This window comes from Marinobacter sp. DUT-1, from assembly GCF_050379415.1.
GTDB lineage: Bacteria > Pseudomonadota > Gammaproteobacteria > Pseudomonadales > Oleiphilaceae > Marinobacter.
In genome coordinates this window covers 262,943-279,546 of the sequence record NZ_JBNRLS010000003.1, presented here as the reverse complement: position 1 = coordinate 279,546, position 16,604 = coordinate 262,943, and the positions used below count along the sequence as shown (strand labels likewise).

The window sequence follows — 16,604 nt, the reverse complement described above, 5'->3', positions numbered from 1 at the left end:
AGCCATGAACGCACCCGTAGACAGCCCGGAAATCGGGCGTGAGATTACAGCGGCCGGCTATCGCACCAACCTGCACGATCAGGGGAACGGCTTCCCGGTCATGATGATCCACGGCTCCGGTCCGGGTGTGACCGCCTGGGCCAACTGGCGGCTGGTCATCCCGGAACTGGCGAAACACCGCCGTGTGATCGCGCCGGACATGCTCGGCTTCGGTTACAGCGAGCGCCCGGATGACCAGGTCTACAACCGTGAGCGCTGGGTGAAGCATGCGATTGGCGTACTGGATGAGCTGGGCCTGGAGCAGGTCGATCTGGTGGGCAACTCCTTTGGAGGTGGTCTGGCCCTGGCCCTGGCCATCGAACACCCGCATCGGGTTCGTCGCCTGGTGCTGATGGGGTCGGTGGGTGTCGGCTTCCCGATCACCAAGGGCCTGGATGAGGTCTGGGGTTACGAGGCGTCACTCGAGAACATGCGGCGGTTGATGGGGGTGTTCGCCTACGACAAGAGTCTGCTCACTGACGAGCTGGCGGAGATGCGCTACCAGGCCAGCATCCGTCCGGGTTTCCAGGAGTCGTTCTCGGCCATGTTCCCTGCGCCGCGCCAGCGCTGGGTCGATAACCTGGCCAGTAACGAGGAAGACATCCGGGCGCTGCCCCACGAGACCCTGATACTGCATGGCCGGGAAGACCAGGTGATTCCGCTGGAAGCTTCCCTGAAGCTTTCCGGGCTGATTGAGCGCTCCCAGCTCCACGTCTTTGGCCGCTGTGGCCACTGGACCCAGATTGAACACGCCGACCGGTTTGCCCGGTTGGTGAACGATTTTCTCAATGAAGCCGATCAAGCGGCTGCAGGAGACTCCTGATGGAACAAACACGAATCCAGGCGCTCGGTGACGAGCTCTACCAGGCCATGGTCAAGCGGGAGGCGGTGTCTCCCCTGACCAGCCGGGGCGAAGACATCACTATTGATGACGCCTACCACATCTCTCTGCGTATGCTGGAGCGCCGTCTGGCGGATGGTGCTTCGGTCATCGGCAAGAAGATCGGTGTCACCAGCAAGGCAGTGCAGAACATGCTGAACGTGCACCAGCCGGATTTCGGGTATCTGACCGACGACATGGTGTTCAACAGCGGTGAAGTGATGCCGATCAGCGACCGGCTGATTGCGCCCCGCGCCGAGGGCGAGATCGCCTTCATCCTGAAGAAGGATCTGAACGGGCCGGGGATTACCAACGCCGACGTGCTGGCGGCGACCGAGTGCGTGATGCCCTGTTTCGAGATCGTCGATTCCCGCATCCAGGACTGGAAGATCGCCATCCAGGATACCATCGCCGACAACGCCTCCTGCGGACTGTTCGTTCTGGGTGACCAGGCGGTCTCCCCGCGCAAGGTGGACCTCGTGACCTGCGGCATGGTGGTGGAGAAGAACGGCAGTGTGATCAGTGCCGGTGCCGGTGCTGCCGCCCTGGGCTCCCCGGTGAACTGCGTGACCTGGCTGGCCAACACATTGGGCGAATTCGGCATTCCCCTGAAGGCGGGCGAGGTCATTCTGTCCGGCTCGCTGGTACCGCTGGAGCCGGTCAAGGCCGGGGACTACATGCGGGTGGATATCGGTGGTATCGGCAGCGCTTCGGTGCGCTTTGCCTGACCCGGATTAACGAGGACAATAATATGAGCAAGAAACTGAAAGCCGCCATCATCGGCTCGGGCAATATTGGCACCGACCTGATGATCAAGATCCTGCGCAACGGCAAGCACATCGAAATGGGCGCCATGGTCGGTATCGACCCGGGATCCGACGGTCTGGCCCGCGCCCAGCGCATGGGCGTGGCCACCACCCACGAGGGCGTGGACGGCCTGGTGAAGATGCCGGAATTCGCCGACATCGACATCGTCTTTGACGCCACCTCCGCCAAGGCCCACATGCACAACGAGGTGTTCCTGCGCGGTCACAAGGAAAACATCAAGATCGTCGACCTGACCCCGGCGGCCATCGGTCCTTACTGCGTGCCGGTGGTGAACCTGGAACAGAACCTTCAGGAAGGCAACGTCAACATGGTCACTTGCGGTGGCCAGGCCACCATCCCGATGGTGGCGGCGGTCTCCCGGGTCGCCAAGGTGCATTACGCCGAAATCGTGGCGTCGATCTCCAGTAAATCCGCCGGCCCCGGCACCCGCGCCAACATCGACGAGTTCACCGAAACCACCTCCAAGGCCATCGAGGTGGTCGGCGGTGCCCAGAAGGGCAAGGCCATCATCATCCTGAACCCGGCCGAGCCGCCCCTGCTGATGCGCGACACTGTCTACGTGCTCTCCGACGCCGCCGACAAGGCGGAAGTGGAAGCCTCAGTCGAGGAGATGGTCCAGGCCGTGTCGTCCTACGTGCCGGGCTACCGCCTGAAACAGAAGGTGCAGTTCGACGACATCCCCGAAGATCAGCCCATGAACGTCCCGGGCCTGGGCCGCTTCAGCGGCCTGAAGACCTCCATCTTCCTGGAAGTGGAGGGCGCCGCCCACTACCTGCCGGCCTACGCCGGCAATCTGGACATCATGACCTCCGCCGCGCTGGGCACCGCCGAGCGTATCGCCGAATCGCTGGTCAAGTGAGGAGACTGAATCATGACTTATAACCCCGGCAAGAAACTGTACATCTCCGACGTGACCCTGCGCGACGGCAGCCACGCCATCCGCCACCAGTACTCCATCAAGAACGTGCAGGACATCGCACGGGCGCTGGACAAGGCGAACGTCGATTCCATCGAAGTGGCTCACGGCGACGGCCTTCAAGGCTCCAGCTTCAACTATGGCTTCGGTGCTCACACCGACCTGGAGTGGATCGAGGCAGTGGCCGAAGTGGTCGAACATGCGCAGATTGCCACTCTCCTGTTGCCTGGTATCGGGACCGTCGAAGACCTTGAAGATGCCTACAAGGCAGGTGCACGGACGGTCCGTGTGGCCACTCACTGCACCGAGGCGGACGTGTCCAGGCAGCACATCGAATACGCCAGAAAACTGGGTATGGACACCGTCGGCTTCCTGATGATGAGCCACATGCAGACCCCGCAGGGCCTGGCCGAGCAAGCCAGGCTGATGGAAGACTATGGCGCCACCTGCCTCTATGTCGTCGACTCCGGCGGAGCCATGAACATGAACGACATCCGGGACCGCTTCCGGGCCCTGAAAGATGTCCTCAAACCGGAAACTCAGACCGGCATGCATGCCCACCACAACCTGGCTCTGGGTGTGGCCAATTCCATTGTGGCGGTGGAAGAGGGTTGTGACCGCATTGATGCCTCCCTGTCCGGCATGGGTGCCGGTGCCGGCAACGCGCCGCTGGAGGTATGCATCGCCGCCTTCGACAAGATGGGCTGGGAGCACGGCACCGACCTGTACGCCCTGATGGACGCCGCCGACGACGTGGTGCGTCCGTTGCAGGACCGCCCGGTTCGCGTGGACCGCGAGACCCTGGCCCTGGGCTATGCCGGCGTTTACTCGAGCTTCCTGCGTCACTCCGAGGTGGCGGCGCAGAAGTATGGCCTGAAGACCGTGGACATTCTGGTAGAGCTTGGTCGCCGCCGCATGGTGGGTGGTCAGGAAGACATGATTGTGGACGTGGCGCTGGATCTGCTGGCGGCACAGAAGGAGCAGAACGCATGAGCAAGACATTGAGCCGAGAGCAGGTGCTGGCGATGGCCGAGCACGTGGAAAACGCCGAACTGCAGGCCCACGACATCACTAAGGTCACCAACGATTACCCGGACATGACCTTCGAGGATGCCTACGACGTCCAGTGGGAAATCCGTCGCCGGAAGGAAGAGCGGGGCAACAAGGTGGTCGGCATGAAGATGGGACTGACCTCCTGGGCCAAGATGGCCCAGATGGGCGTGGAGACCCCGATCTACGGCTTCCTGGCCGACTACTTCAGCGTGCCCGACGGCGGTGTGGTGAACACCAGGGAACTGATCCACCCGAAGATCGAGGCCGAGATTGCCTTTGTCACCAAGGAGCCTCTCAAGGGCCCGGGCTGTCACATTGGCCAGGTGCTGGCGGCAACGGATTTTGTGATTCCCGCGGTGGAAGTGATCGACTCCCGCTATGAGAACTTCAAGTTCGACCTGGTGAGTGTGGTGGCGGACAACGCCTCCTCCACCCGGTTTATCACCGGTGGCCAGATGGCCGATGTGGCGGACGTCGACCTGAAAACCCTGGGGGTGGTGGTCGAGAAAAACGGTGAGGTGGTGGACGTGGGTGCCGGTGCCGCAGTACTGGGCCATCCCGCCTCCAGTGTCGCCATGCTGGCCAACCTGCTGGCAGAGCGCGGCGAGCACATCCCGGCCGGCACCTTCATCATGACCGGTGGTATTACCGCGGCCATCACGGTGGAGCCCGGTGACAACATTACCGTTCGTTACCAGGGCCTGGGTACGGTATCCGCCCGCTTTGAGTGAGGAGACATCATGCCGATTGCACAGATCAATATTATTGAAGGCAGAACGGACGAGCAGAAGGAAATGCTGATCAGGGAAGTCTCCGAGGCGATTTCACGTTCACTGGATGCGCCCGTACAGAATGTCCGGGTGATGATTAATGAAATGCCGAAGCAGCATTTCGGTATTGGCGGGCAGTCGGCGAAGAAGCTGGGGCGTTAGCGCCCCGGCTTTTCCCGGGTCGGAACTTTACACGGAGTCATTGTGAACAAGCTGCCAGTATTATTCGTTTCCTGCAATGTCGAGACTCTGCGGGCGCATCAGGAGGGCTCCGGTCTTGCCCGCATAATCTGGGGGAAACACTACGACAGTGTTCTCCTGATCAGTTCGGGCGAGGGCATCAGGGAACCTGAAATTCTGCGTCTGGCAGGACGGGGAACCGATGCCTTACTGATGCAGACGCTGTTGCAGGAACAGGGTTTTGCGCCTGGTATCTTCAGCCCTTTTTCCCGTGAGCGAAGGCAATTGCTCAGAGCATTACTGAGTGATGCACCGGGCGAACTCACCGAGTTACGCCTGAATACCGGTATGGCTGAAAGCGATTACCGGCGTATTGGGCAGTCGCTGGAGACCCTGCGGGAACAGAGCGTGCTGGTGATATGCCTGGACGATACGGCAGACCTTGCAGGTGGTGGAAGCATTAGCCTGCACGATCGACAGTTGAGGGAGTTGCTGCACGGCTGGGCCGAGGACCAGCAATGGTCTTCGGCGATGTCGGGAGCCGAATTCCGGGCCGGAACCAGAGCAAAAACCGATTCGAGACCTTTGGAAGATCCAACAGTCTGTATTCTGACAACGGCGTTCAGTCTGGGCGGCTCGCAGATTCCCCAGCGGATGTTCGGCAGTTACCTGAACGACGCGAAGCAGACGCTCTCAGGCTATGGCTGGATGCATTGACTGTCCTGCAGACAGTTACCGGTCCGTCAGCTTCAACTCAATCCGCCGGTTCTTCTGCAGCGCATCCGGGCTGGTGCCTTCGGCCACCGGGAAGAACTCGCCGAAGCCGGCGGCGACCATGCGCCGCTCGGGTACCCCCTGGGCGGCCAGGTAACGCACTACGGCGACTGCGCGCGCGGTGGACAGCTCCCAGTTCGACGGGAATTTCGGCGTGTTGATGGGCACGATGTCGGTGTGGCCATCGATCCGGAGGATCCAGTCGACGTCCTCGGGAATCTTGCTGGCAACATCGAGCAGCAGGTTCGCCAGCTTGTCGAGTTCCCGCTTGCCGTCCTCACCCAATTCCGCCGAGCCTGAGGCAAACAGCAGTTCCGACGGCAGCAGGAAACGATCGCCCACGATCCGGATGTTTTCGTTGCTTGCCAGGATATCCCGGAGCCGTGCAAAAAACTCGGACTGGTACTGCTCCAGCTCGCTCACCCGTTCGGCCAGCAAGGCATTCAGGCGCTGGCTGACGTTTGCCAGTTCCTCTTCCTTTTCCGCGGTCATCTGTTCCTGAAGCTCCAGCGCCGAAGCTATTTTCCGCAACTGCTCCCGAAGGGATGCAATCTGGTTGGACAGGCGCAGGATCATGGCCTGCTGGCTGGCGGACATTTCATCCTTCTCGTCGATGGATTCCTCCATGATGGCGAGGCGTTCGGCCTGGGCTTCGGCGGTGGCGGTCTGTTGCATCAGTTGCTCGCGGGTGGACTCCAGCCGGTCTACCAGCTCGTCGTTACGGGCCAGGCTGCTGCTGTAGTCATCCTGCAGTGTGATCATCTGCTCTTCCAGGGCCTCGGTCCTGCTCCTCTCCAGCCCCAGCAGCTCGGACAGTTCATCGAGCTGGGCGTTCAGGCGGGCAAGCTGGGTATCCCGGTCAGACAGGGTCTGGGACAGATAGAGCTGGCTGACCACGTAAACCAGCAGCATGAAGATTACCAGCATCAGCAGGGCGGACAGTGCGTCCACATAGCCCGGCCAGATGTTGGTGCTGCTTCGGCTACGGCGTTTGGATCCGATCATGACAGTTCTTTCTCGTCATCGACCCGGTCCACCAGGTTGGTGACGCCCGTGAGCCACTCTTCCAGACCGTCATAGAAACGGTTCTGGGCATGACCGGCCTGGATGTCGAGAAAACCCAGGATCAGGGAGCCACCGAGGCCCAGCAGGGAAGAACTGAAGGCTGTGCCCATGCCTTCCAGCGGCTTGAGCAGGCCATCCTGCAGTTCCGCAAACACCTTGCCGAAATCCTCCTGGCTCATGTCCAGTCCGGTGATCACCTGACCCACCGCATTGATGGTACCCAACAGCCCCCAGAAGGTGCCCAGCAGGCCCAGGAACACCAGCAGGCTGATGAAATACCGTGTGATTTCCCGCTGCTCATCCATGCGTGAGTGAATGCCGTCCAGCACTGTGCGCAGCGACAGCGTCGAGAGGGTGAATCGGTCCCGTTTGGCATCTTCGCCCAGCTGCCGGGCCAGCGGTTTGAGCAGGCGGGGTTCCTGCACCACCGAGAGGCCGGCATGGCCGGTGCGGAACTGGGCGATCCAGCGCAGCTCCGGGAACAGCACGAAAACCTGCCGGTAGGTCAGGGCGATGCCGACGATCAGAACGCCGACGATCAGCAGGTTGAAGACCCAGTTGGCCATGAAGGCGGTCATCAGCGGTTTGTGGATCAGAACGCCAACGACTACCACCACGCCGAGGAACAGTGTCATCCAGAAAAGAGTGTGCTTGGGGTTGCTCATGACGAAGGCCAGTCTGCAGGAAGTTTCACAGAAACATAGCACAGGCTGGGGGATGTGTATCGGAGGAGACGGAGACATGAAAAGGGGTCAGATGAAAGCTTTCACCTGACCCCGGGTTCGGGTCGGGCTTCGGAGGTTAAAGTCGGGGTCAGATGAAGGTTTTCATCAGACCCCAGGCTCATGGCCAATTCCGGGGTCAGAAGAACGCTTTCTTCTGACCCCTCCTTCACCGGTGATCAGGCCTCCTGCAACGCCTGCACCACCGCCTTGGCAGCCCCCTCTGAGGATGCCGGGTTCTGCCCGGTGATCAGCTTGCCGTCGACCACGATGTGTGGTGCCCAATCATCACCTCGGGTGTACTCTCCGGCGTTTTCCTTGAGCATGTCTTCCACCAGGAACGGCACAATGTTGCTCAGCTGCACCGCATCTTCCTCGGTGTTGGTGAAGCCCGTCACCTTCCGGCCGCCGACAAGGTTCTGCTCCGGCTTGATGAACACGTTCTTGAACACGGCCGGGGCGTGGCAGACGGCACCGATCACCTTGTCCTGCTCATAGGCCGTCTTGATCAGGGCCACAGACTTCTCGTCGTTGGCCAGGTCCCACAGCGGGCCGTGGCCGCCGGGATAGAAAATGGCGTCGTACTCGTTCATGTCGACGTCGCTCAGCTTCTTGGTGCTGGCGAGCATTTCCTTGGCGTGGGCGTCCTTCATGAAGCGTTCGGTGGTCTCGGTGAGGGCCCCTTCGGCTTCACTGTTCGGGTCTACCGGCGGCTGGCCGCCCTTGGGAGAGGCGAGGGTGATGTCGGCACCGGCATCCCTGAACACGTAGTAGGGCGCGGTGAACTCTTCGAGCCAGAAACCGGTCTTGTGGCCGGTGTCGCCCATCTGGTCGTGCGATGTCAGAACCATCAGGATCTTCATACAGGTCGGTACCTCTCGTTTCGGAATGAATGGCACGTTTGTCCGATGTACTAACTGAACTGGCATCGGAGCGGTCCGGATTCAACCCTGGATACGTAAATTCACGGGGAGCAGATCTGGAGTGGCTATACTCGGTAGTGGTCAGAAACAGATCGTCGTTTGTTCCAATGTCTAGAAATTCCGGAAAGGATGCTTTTTGATGGGACGTATTGTTACTTTCCTGTTGTTGCTGCTGGCAGGCCCTGCCATGTCTCAGCAGGGCACAGAAACCGTCGAGCCTCTGACGGTGACCGTGGGAGTCAACCATGCACCTCCCTACCGAATTATCAAAGCCGAAGAGAAAAGTGGCCTCTACGTTGAAATCTTCGAGGAAATCGCAGACTTGCTCGGTTGGCAGGTGCACTACCGGGAGGCCCCCTTCCGTCGTGTCCTCCGGATGGTGAGCCAGGGCGAGGTGGATATCATGCTTGGCCCGTTACGTACAGAAGCACGGGACAAACAGTTGGAATTCGTGGCGCCGGCCTTTCCTCCGGAACGCCGGCTGTTTTTCTATCTCAACGACACTCACCGGATCGAACGCTACTCCGACCTTTACGGTAAGCGCATCGGGGTGCTTGAAGGCGCGCGGTATTTCAGTCGCTTTGACAGCGACGAGAACCTGATGAAAGAGCCGGCTCCCCGCTATGAAAACCTGATGCTGATGATGGCCAAGGGCCGGGTCGATGTGGTGATCGCGCCGGAACTGGTCGGCCTGTACACTGTCCGGCAACTGGACCTGGCAGCCCGGGTGTCGCCGTTTTTCGTGCCGGGGGAGCGCTCCTGGATCGCCATCGCGAAAGATTCGCCGGCACTGTCCTATGCCGATGATATCCGCGCGGCCCTGAAACTGATGGAAATGAACGGAAGCCACGAGACCCTGGTGCTGAAATACCTGGAAAGTTCCCCACAATGACCCCAGATCACAACGACCTCTGGTTTTTACCCCTTGGCGGTACCGGCGAAATCGGCATGAACCTGAACCTCTACGGTCACGATGGTCAGTGGCTGATGGTGGATTGCGGTGTCACCTTCCCGAAACCGGGCCGGATTGCCGCCGATGGCACTGTGCACCACCATGGCGAGCCGCCGGTGCAGATGGCCGACCCGGCCTTTATCGCCGATCGCCGGGAACAGCTGGCGGGCCTGGTCATCACCCATGCCCACGAGGACCATGTCGGAGCGGTGCCTTACCTGTGGCCGCTACTGCAATGCCCGATTTACACCAGCCGGTTTACCGCCGAGATCCTGCGTCGGAAGCTGGCGGAATTCGACCTGCTGCACCGGGTGCCCATCATCGAGGTCAATGCCGGTGACGAGCAGCGGATCGGTCCGTTCCGTGTGCAGTGGCTGGCGCTGACGCACTCCATTCCCGATCCCAATGCCCTGATGATCCGCACACCCCGGGGCAACATCTTCCACAGTGGTGACTGGAAACTGGATGACCAGCCCCTGGTCGGCCACGGCTACTCACCCGGGACCTTTACCGATCTGGCCGAGGAGGGCGTGGCTGCCATGGTCTGCGATTCCACCAACGCCACGGTGAAGGGGCACTCCCTGTCCGAGGCGGCTCTGCACAGGGGACTTCTGGACGCGGTGCGCAGTTCCGAAGGTCGTGTTGTGGTGACCTGCTTTGGCAGCAACATTGCCCGGCTGCATACCCTGGCGGGCATCGCCCGGGAAACCGGCCGTTACATGGGGCTGCTGGGGCGCTCCCTGGTGAACATGAGTGGCGCGGCCAAGGCGGCGGGAATCTGGGACCGGGCCGATGAATTGATTAACCCCTCTCATCTGGGTTATCTGCCCCGGGAAGAGGTTCTGGCGGTCGCGACCGGCAGCCAGGGTGAGCCCAGGACCGCGCTCCGGCGGCTGGCGACGGGTAGTCATCCGGATTTCGAGTTGGAGGCCGGTGATACCGTGATCTTCAGTGCCCGGGCGATCCCGGGCAACGAAGAGGCGATTTCGGCCCTGATCTCCCGACTCAGGGATTTGGGCGTCCGGGTGATTACCGCGGAAGACGCCGGCGTTCCTATCCACGCCTCCGGCCATCCAGCCCAGGAAGAGCTGAAAACCATGTACCGCTGGGTGAAGCCCAACCTGGCGATCCCGGTCCACGGCGAAATGGAACACATGGAGACCAACGCCGATATCGCCCGGGCCTGCGGTGTGCCCCGAACCCTGGTGGGGCGGAACGGCGACCTGTTCATGATCCGGCCGGTGCCGGGCATCCGCCGGCAAGTCGTAGAAACTGGCCGGATCGGCTGGCAAAAACAGGAGTTGGTTCGGGTTTATTGAATGGTCCTGCAAGGTGACAAAGCCGTGGTGCTGAGCAAGCTAACCGGATAGACTCAGGCCACAAACGCTTACCGAACAAGTCCAATTCAAGAGGCACTAAACACTATGGCAATCTGGACCAGAACCCCGAATCTTGAGCGAATGATGGAAGCCAGCAGAAAAACGGCTGTTGGCCACATGGGGATTGAATACCTGGAAGTCGGTGACGATTACGTGAAGGGCCGGATGCCGGTGGATGAACGTACGGTCCAGCCCTTTGGCATCCTGCACGGCGGCGCCTCGGTGGTGCTGGCGGAAACCCTGGGCAGCATGGCCGCCAACTGTTGCCTGAAGGATCCGGGTACCGTTGCCGTGGGCCTGGACATCAACGCCAACCACATCCGTCCGGTCAGCAAGGGCTGGGTTTATGGTACCGCCACCGCCCTGCACATCGGCAGTGCCACCCAGGTCTGGGAAATCCGTATCGAGAACGAACAAGGTAAAACCACCTGTATCTCACGCCTGACCATGGCGGTTACCAAGCGTCCCGGATAAGGGGGTTACGGGGCTGGTTGTGAGGGTTTGCTGGTGATCAGCCCCTGGTCGACAAAGTCCTGTAACACGATGTCGAAGCTGCCATCGGGTACTTCTTTCTTGATGCGATAGGTGGTGCCGGTATGGTCACTGGGTGAGGTCGTCAGGTCGATCAGCCGGTAGGGCTCGAGCAGGGTCTTGTCCGCTTCCCGCACCAGCAGGACCTTGGGCTTGAGCTTCTGGCCGGGGCGGGTTTCCACCACGATGCCCACTTCGCCGTTGTGCATTTCCACGATCGAGCCGGGTGGGTAGACACCGATCATCTGGATAAAAGCCTCGGCCAGTTCCGCGTCGAACTGGGTGCCCCGATGGGTGTGGATGATCTCCAGCGCCTGCATGGACGCCCGGCCCCTGTCATAGATCCGGTTGCTGGTGATGGCGTCGTAGGTGTCCACCAGGCCCACCATTTTCGCAAACAGCGGAATCTGGTGGCTCTGCAGCCCGCGGGGATAACCGGAACCATCCATCCGTTCGTGGTGGCTGAATGCCACATCCACTGCCGTCGCCAGGGCATTGCTGGTGCCCATGAGAATGGTGCGGCCGTGATTGGTATGTTCCCGCATGATGCTGAATTCGTCCGGGGTCAGGGCGCCGGGCTTGTTCAGCACCCGATCCGGTATCCGGGTCTTGCCGACGTCGTGCAGCAGTCCGCACAGGGCCAGGTTGCGGATTTCCCCTTCCAGCAATCCAAGGTGCTTGCCAAACGCGGCCGAGAGAATGGAAACGTTGATGCAGTGCTCGGCGGTATACTCGTCCTGGTTCTTGATCTTGGTGAGCAGCAGCAGGGCATTCTCGTTTCTCAGAACGCTGTCCACGCAACTGTTGACCACTTTCCGTGCGTTGTTCAGATCCAGGGTGCGCCCGAGGCGAAGCCCTGCCATCAGGGATTTCGCGGTATCTCTGGCCTCCTCGAAACGCATCACCGCCGGCCCCATCTCCTCCGCCATGTTCACCTTGTTGATGTAGTTCACGCGTTTTCGGGGCAGCTTGCTCCGGGACGAGGCTGCGGGGGGCTGCTGCGGGGGGGATTTCTTACGTTTGCCGAACAGGCTGAAGCGCTTGCGGTCGGGCTCTTCAGGTCGGACTGCGGGAGCGGCCGCTTCGACGCGGCCTTCGATAAAGACGAACCGGCACTGGGCCTGAAGGGCGTGAAGTTCGGACTTGTTCTGGATGACAAAACCCTGGAGCAGGAAGTCAGTATCTTCCCACGGCCGATCCAGCCTGATCACGTGCATGCCAATCTCAAGGTCTGCAACGTCGATCCGGGTTTCAACGACTTCCTGGTGCCGTAGAGCCATGACGGAGCCCGCTTCTGATTGATTCCTTTTTATTGCATCATTCTGGCCCTGATTGGCCAAAAATTGTCCGCTTAAATGTAAAATCTTGTGAAATATCGGGTTTTCGAGACGTGGTTGGCCTTTATAGCGACATCAACCCACGGGCCAGTGCCGCGGCTCCCGCTATTGCAGCGATCCCCAGGATGATCGGTCTCAATCCTTCAAAAGGCATGCGGTTGACCAGTTTTCCGGACATCAGGAAACCGATGAGCACGCCCGGGAAAGTGGCCGCGAACAGTCCCAGCTCCCGAACACCGAGGTAACCGGACAGGGACAGGGCAGTCAGACTGAAAAAGCTGGCGACGAGAAAGAACGCGGACATATTGGCCCGCACCAGCGGGCCTTTTTCATTCTGGTAGATCAGAGCGATCGGTGGTCCGCCGACGGCGGTAATGGTGCCCATATAGGTAGAAGCGGCGCCGGCGATGACGCTGTTGCGGGCATTCAGCCCGGGTTTGAGACCACCCACACTCAGGGCAACACCGGCCAGGATCAGGATGCCGAACATCAGTTCAAACCCCTTTGGGGAGATCAGTGCCAGGGTAATGGCCGCCAGGATCATGCCGACGAACCCGCCACTGATGGCAAAACGCACCTGCCGCACTTCCAGGGCACCGCGGTTACGGATCAGCATCAGGATGGTCAGCAGCGTGGCATTCAGTACCAGCGGTGCCGGCAACAGGGTAGGGCTGATGAGGAACAGCAGGGGCGCGGACAGGGTACCAATACCATAGCCGGCAACTCCCTGGAGGCAGGCCCCGGCGATAATGGCCAGGTTGGCCAGGACGAGCTGTACCACGGAAAGGTCAAACAAGGCTTTTGATCCTTCTGAACTTGATACACTTTGGGGCTCCACAGCCAAACCGGAGCAAACCCACGAGATGATACCTGACCAGTCAAACAGCCTCTGCCCATGCGGCTCGGGCAAGACCTATGAACAATGCTGCGGCCCCAGGCACCGGGGAGAACCGGCACCGTCGCCGGAGGCGCTGATGCGGTCCCGGTATACGGCATTTGTCCAGGGGCGGGCGGATTATCTGCGCGCGACCTGGCATCCCGATACCCGCCCCCCGGAACTGGGCCTGGAAGGGTCACCGGACTGGGTGAGTCTTCAGATCCTCGATAGCACGGAACAGGGTAGCAGGGGCAGGGTCCATTTTCGCGCTGTTTATCGCGCCGGTGGCGGCTGGGGCTATCTCGAGGAAAACTCTGACTTTGTCCTGGAGGATGGCCGTTGGTTTTACTTTTCGGGTCAGACCGAGGAAGGTCAGCTCAAACCCGGTCGAAACGAGCCATGCCCCTGCGGCAGCGGGAAAAAGTTCAAGGCCTGTTGTCGGTAAGCCGTTAGTTCAAGGGCGCTCATCATCCGCCTTGTGGTAGATTGATCGGCCGGATAATGAGGAACCTATGAAAGCAGCCACACCCGAGACCACCAAGGGCGTTCTCTACGGCCTTGCGGCCTACTCCATGTGGGGGAGTTTTCCCCTGTATTTCGCCCTGTTCGAGGGCGTGCCGGCCTGGGAGGTCCTGATTCACCGGGTGATCTGGTCCTGCCTGTTCCTCGCCATCGTGATCACGCTCCTGCAGCGCTGGCAACCGGTCAGGTCGGCCCTGGCAAGACCCCGAAAACTGGGCTTCGTGCTGGGCTGCGCCCTGTTCATTGCCCTGAACTGGGGCGTGTATATCTACGCGGTGGAAACCCGCCACGTGCTCCAGGCCAGCCTTGGCTACTTCCTCACGCCCCTGGTGAATGTTGCCATGGGGATGCTGATTCTGCGGGAGACGATTACCCGTCTGCAGGCCATCGCGGTGGTTCTGGCCACGGTGGCCATCCTGTACCAGTTGTTCCTGCTGGGCATCGTGCCCTGGATCACCCTGGTACTGGCTTTCAGCTTCGGCACTTATGGTTTGCTCCGCAAGAAAGTGGAACTCGATGGGCTCTCGGGTCTGTTTGTGGAGACCCTCCTGCTGCTGCCCGTCGGGCTGCTCACCTGGGCCTGGCTCGGTGCCGAGGGGGTGTCCCATTTCTCCGACAGTACCGGCATGATGCTGTTGTTATTGTCTTCCGGCATCGTCACCGCCATCCCGCTGCTGGCGTTCGCCGGTGCCGCCCGCCGTCTGCGGCTGGCGACGGTGGGATTCCTCATGTACATCAACCCGACCATCCAGTTCCTCATTGCCCTGTTTGTGTTCGAGGAGCCGCTGAGTGGTGAGAAGCTGGCAAGTTTTGTCATGATCTGGGTGGCGCTGGCCATCTATTCCTGGTCGGCCTGGAATGCGAGGAAAGCACCGTAATGAAACAGCCCATCACCGGTTATCACCGGGACGAAGAGAACCACTGGGTCGCCCAGCTTGCCTGTGGCCATAACCAGCATGTGCGCCATGACCCGCCCTGGGTGAACCGTCCCTGGGTCACCACCGCGGAGGGCCGCCGTTCCATGCTGGGTTTTGAGCTGGAGTGCAAGAAATGCGATCAGGGCGCGCCGCCGGACGAGCAGCCCTGATTCCGAAACTTCGTCAGTCAGCCTGCGTCGCACTCTGCGCAGGCGTATTTGCGCTCGTAGCGCCGGTCAGCCCAGAGCTGGTAGACCGGTGAGGCAATCTGGTAGATCCCCGGCCAGAGCAGGGGTTTGAAGAGAAAGCCGAAGGGCGTATGGGACCAGGCACGGACGGTCGCGTGCAGGCCGGTAACCCATTCGCCGGTCCAGGTCATCAGGTGCAGGCGGCGCAGCAGCATCTCGTGGGGTGGCAGAATCAGACTGCCATTGCGCTGCTGGTGGATATCCGCCAAAACCAGGTTGCCTTTGTTCAAGCGCCTCAGCGCCCGGACCTCCCGGGCGCACAGTGGGCACTGGCCATCATGGAAGAGAGTGTCATACCGGGGCTCCATCGAGTCCTCCTAACGCAAGTATCTGGCGTCGGGCGTCCGCTTTCTGCTGTTCCAGTCTCTCCTTCAGACCGTCGACGGCCCCGGGCAGCGTTTCCGGTGCCCGGGTTCTGAAGGCTTTGACCAGCTCGATCTGCACGTGCAGGTCCTGGAACCGGCCATAGAGTTCCTGCCGTTGTTTCAGGGCCTTGAGCGGCCGTTTCCAGCCTTTGGCATCCAGCTCCATCAGGTAGCGGATGCGCTTGAGCAGCTTCCTCAGTCGGTGGATGTCCTCATCCGGTGAGTTGTGGAGCAGCTCGGCGGTGCGCCTGTTGAACTCCTTTATACGGTTTTCTACCGCTTTCCGGATGTCTTTCGGGGTCAGCCGGCCTGCCAATTTCCGGAATTGGCGGGAATGAATCAGACTGTCCCAGCGGTGCATGGTGTCCCGGTAGCGCTTGCTTTCCAGTCGTTTGACGAGGGCATGGTGCTCCTGGTCGGCTTCGGTTTCTGCCCAGGTACCGAGGGCGGTTTGCAGCTCGTTGTTTTGGTCGCAAAGGACTGGCAGGTCCTGCAGGAATACATGCAGGTCCCGGAGCCGGCTGGTGGCACGGGCGTGGTGCTTGAGCTGCTTGATGGACTGTTTCAGGGATTTGTCGCCGGTGACTTCTTCCACCGATTCGGCAATGGCCCGGCTGCGCCGGATGGCAATCCGGAACTGGTGCAGGAACTCGTCATCCAGCCCCACCTTGACCCCCGGTTGCAACTCTCCCAGTCGTTGTAGCTGATGGGACAGTGCCTCGGGAATGTCACGTCCGGGCTCGTCGCCGGTGGTTCGTGCCCGTTTTTTCTGCTTGCGGGCGAATTGCCGGTAGCTGAATTCCCTGGGCGTGAGAAAGGCTTCGAGCCGGCCTTTACCGGCAGCCACCTTGTGCCAGGGCTTGTCCGGAAACTGGATGTGCACAAAGCCCGCCGTGGGCAGGTTGGCGGGTGGATGCTTGAGCAGGTGCTCTGCCAGTTCCAGCAAGGCGGGGTTATGACCGATGATGGCCACGGTCTCTTCCCCATCGTCCAGTGTGTTGAGCCAGTGCAGGAGTCGGCGGTAGTCGAAGGTGTAAAGGTCCGGAGTGGTGTGAACCCGGTTGCCGGGAAATCCCTCCGGAAGAACACCTGCCAGGGTCTGTTGTGCCCTGACAGCATCGCTGGCATGGATGGTGCCGCCGAAGGCACCGCTGCGGACCAGTGCCCGGCCCAGCGGGCCGAGCTGACTCTCGCCCCGGCTGTTGAGCGGACGTTGGTGATCGCTGAGGGTTTCATCCGCCCAGCTGGATTTGGCATGGCGTACGAGGAACAGGTGCTTCATGAGAACTTCGGATTCATGGAGTTTGATAATAGCGTAGTGCCTGT

General features: G+C 60.7%; 20 protein-coding genes. 13 read left to right on the top strand and 7 right to left on the bottom strand.

Annotated features, from left to right (window positions below; all coding sequences use genetic code 11):
* The first annotated feature begins 4 nt into the window (after positions 1–4).
* The 7 genes from ACQUTG_RS11335 to ACQUTG_RS11305 are packed head-to-tail and all read left to right on the top strand — an operon-like array spanning position 5 to position 5,383.
* Positions 5–862 carry an alpha/beta fold hydrolase gene (locus tag ACQUTG_RS11335; RefSeq protein WP_428919505.1) on the top strand — a complete coding sequence of 286 codons (858 nt, stop codon included), beginning with the start codon at positions 5–7 and terminating at the stop codon, positions 860–862.
* Positions 862–1,647, top strand: coding sequence for a 2-oxopent-4-enoate hydratase (gene dmpE, locus ACQUTG_RS11330; protein WP_428919504.1), 786 nt, complete (start codon positions 862–864; stop codon positions 1,645–1,647). The genes ACQUTG_RS11335 and dmpE overlap by 1 nt, the downstream gene beginning before the upstream one ends.
* Positions 1,648–1,670: 23 nt before the next feature.
* Positions 1,671–2,606: an acetaldehyde dehydrogenase (acetylating) gene (locus ACQUTG_RS11325; protein WP_428919503.1), complete on the top strand. Its 936-nt coding sequence runs from the start codon at positions 1,671–1,673 to the stop codon at positions 2,604–2,606.
* A gap of 12 nt (positions 2,607–2,618) precedes the next feature.
* Positions 2,619–3,656: a 4-hydroxy-2-oxovalerate aldolase gene (dmpG, locus tag ACQUTG_RS11320; protein ID WP_428919502.1), complete on the top strand. Its 1,038-nt coding sequence runs from the start codon at positions 2,619–2,621 to the stop codon at positions 3,654–3,656.
* A complete protein-coding gene (dmpH, locus tag ACQUTG_RS11315; RefSeq protein WP_428919501.1) occupies positions 3,653–4,447 on the top strand; it encodes a 2-oxo-3-hexenedioate decarboxylase in 795 nt (264 codons plus the stop codon). Before dmpG ends, dmpH begins: the two co-directional genes overlap by 4 nt.
* 9 nt (positions 4,448–4,456) lie before the next feature.
* Positions 4,457–4,648 carry a 4-oxalocrotonate tautomerase gene (locus ACQUTG_RS11310; RefSeq protein ID WP_372987929.1) on the top strand — a complete coding sequence of 64 codons (192 nt, stop codon included), beginning with the start codon at positions 4,457–4,459 and terminating at the stop codon, positions 4,646–4,648.
* A gap of 42 nt (positions 4,649–4,690) precedes the next feature.
* On the top strand, positions 4,691–5,383 hold the full coding sequence (locus ACQUTG_RS11305) for a hypothetical protein (RefSeq protein ID WP_428919500.1): 693 nt from the start codon (positions 4,691–4,693) through the stop codon (positions 5,381–5,383).
* Between the two features lie 15 nt (positions 5,384–5,398).
* On the opposite strand, the gene ACQUTG_RS11300 is transcribed toward ACQUTG_RS11305, so the two are convergent.
* The 3 genes from ACQUTG_RS11300 to ACQUTG_RS11290 all read right to left on the bottom strand — a co-directional run bounded on the left by ACQUTG_RS11300 (position 5,399) and on the right by ACQUTG_RS11290 (position 8,090).
* Positions 5,399–6,445 (bottom strand): peptidoglycan -binding protein, encoded by a 1,047-nt coding sequence (locus ACQUTG_RS11300; protein WP_428919499.1) that lies wholly within the window; start codon positions 6,443–6,445, stop codon positions 5,399–5,401.
* Complete coding sequence (locus tag ACQUTG_RS11295; RefSeq protein ID WP_091997828.1) at positions 6,442–7,170, bottom strand: flagellar motor protein MotA; 729 nt, start codon at positions 7,168–7,170, stop codon at positions 6,442–6,444. The genes ACQUTG_RS11300 and ACQUTG_RS11295 overlap by 4 nt, the downstream gene beginning before the upstream one ends.
* A gap of 236 nt (positions 7,171–7,406) precedes the next feature.
* Complete coding sequence (locus ACQUTG_RS11290; protein ID WP_428919498.1) at positions 7,407–8,090, bottom strand: type 1 glutamine amidotransferase domain-containing protein; 684 nt, start codon at positions 8,088–8,090, stop codon at positions 7,407–7,409.
* Between the two features lie 199 nt (positions 8,091–8,289).
* Here ACQUTG_RS11290 and ACQUTG_RS11285 point away from each other — a divergent pair, with 199 nt between their 5' ends.
* The 3 genes from ACQUTG_RS11285 to ACQUTG_RS11275 all read left to right on the top strand — a co-directional run bounded on the left by ACQUTG_RS11285 (position 8,290) and on the right by ACQUTG_RS11275 (position 10,955).
* The gene (locus ACQUTG_RS11285) at positions 8,290–9,042 is read left to right on the top strand and encodes a substrate-binding periplasmic protein (protein WP_428919497.1); all 753 of its coding nucleotides are present in this window, start codon (positions 8,290–8,292) and stop codon (positions 9,040–9,042) included.
* Positions 9,039–10,421: a ribonuclease J gene (locus ACQUTG_RS11280; protein ID WP_428919496.1), complete on the top strand. Its 1,383-nt coding sequence runs from the start codon at positions 9,039–9,041 to the stop codon at positions 10,419–10,421. The genes ACQUTG_RS11285 and ACQUTG_RS11280 overlap by 4 nt, the downstream gene beginning before the upstream one ends.
* A 105-nt stretch (positions 10,422–10,526) precedes the next feature.
* The gene (locus ACQUTG_RS11275) at positions 10,527–10,955 is read left to right on the top strand and encodes a hotdog fold thioesterase (protein ID WP_428919495.1); all 429 of its coding nucleotides are present in this window, start codon (positions 10,527–10,529) and stop codon (positions 10,953–10,955) included.
* A 5-nt stretch (positions 10,956–10,960) separates the two neighbouring features.
* On the opposite strand, the gene ACQUTG_RS11270 is transcribed toward ACQUTG_RS11275, so the two are convergent.
* Together ACQUTG_RS11270 and ACQUTG_RS11265 are read right to left on the bottom strand one after the other, a co-directional pair.
* Positions 10,961–12,292 carry an HD-GYP domain-containing protein gene (locus ACQUTG_RS11270; protein ID WP_428919494.1) on the bottom strand — a complete coding sequence of 444 codons (1,332 nt, stop codon included), beginning with the start codon at positions 12,290–12,292 and terminating at the stop codon, positions 10,961–10,963.
* Positions 12,293–12,413: 121 nt separating this feature from the next.
* On the bottom strand, positions 12,414–13,145 hold the full coding sequence (locus tag ACQUTG_RS11265) for a sulfite exporter TauE/SafE family protein (RefSeq protein ID WP_428919493.1): 732 nt from the start codon (positions 13,143–13,145) through the stop codon (positions 12,414–12,416).
* Here ACQUTG_RS11265 and ACQUTG_RS11260 point away from each other — a divergent pair.
* The 3 genes from ACQUTG_RS11260 (at position 13,099) to ACQUTG_RS11250 (ending at position 14,835) form a co-directional block, all read left to right on the top strand.
* On the top strand, positions 13,099–13,671 hold the full coding sequence (locus ACQUTG_RS11260) for a YchJ family metal-binding protein (protein WP_428919492.1): 573 nt from the start codon (positions 13,099–13,101) through the stop codon (positions 13,669–13,671). The two genes, ACQUTG_RS11265 and ACQUTG_RS11260, sit on opposite strands and share 47 nt — an antisense overlap.
* A gap of 67 nt (positions 13,672–13,738) precedes the next feature.
* Positions 13,739–14,626 (top strand): EamA family transporter RarD, encoded by an 888-nt coding sequence (gene rarD, locus ACQUTG_RS11255; protein WP_428919491.1) that lies wholly within the window; start codon positions 13,739–13,741, stop codon positions 14,624–14,626.
* On the top strand, positions 14,626–14,835 hold the full coding sequence (locus ACQUTG_RS11250) for a DUF3565 domain-containing protein (protein WP_428919490.1): 210 nt from the start codon (positions 14,626–14,628) through the stop codon (positions 14,833–14,835). The genes rarD and ACQUTG_RS11250 overlap by 1 nt, the downstream gene beginning before the upstream one ends.
* A 17-nt stretch (positions 14,836–14,852) precedes the next feature.
* Here the strand turns inward: ACQUTG_RS11250 and ACQUTG_RS11245 are convergent, their stop codons facing one another.
* Positions 14,853–15,221 (bottom strand): thiol-disulfide oxidoreductase DCC family protein, encoded by a 369-nt coding sequence (locus ACQUTG_RS11245; protein WP_428919489.1) that lies wholly within the window; start codon positions 15,219–15,221, stop codon positions 14,853–14,855.
* On the bottom strand, positions 15,205–16,560 hold the full coding sequence (locus ACQUTG_RS11240) for a CHAD domain-containing protein (protein WP_428919488.1): 1,356 nt from the start codon (positions 16,558–16,560) through the stop codon (positions 15,205–15,207). The genes ACQUTG_RS11245 and ACQUTG_RS11240 overlap by 17 nt, the downstream gene beginning before the upstream one ends.
* Positions 16,561–16,604: the final 44 nt, after the last annotated feature.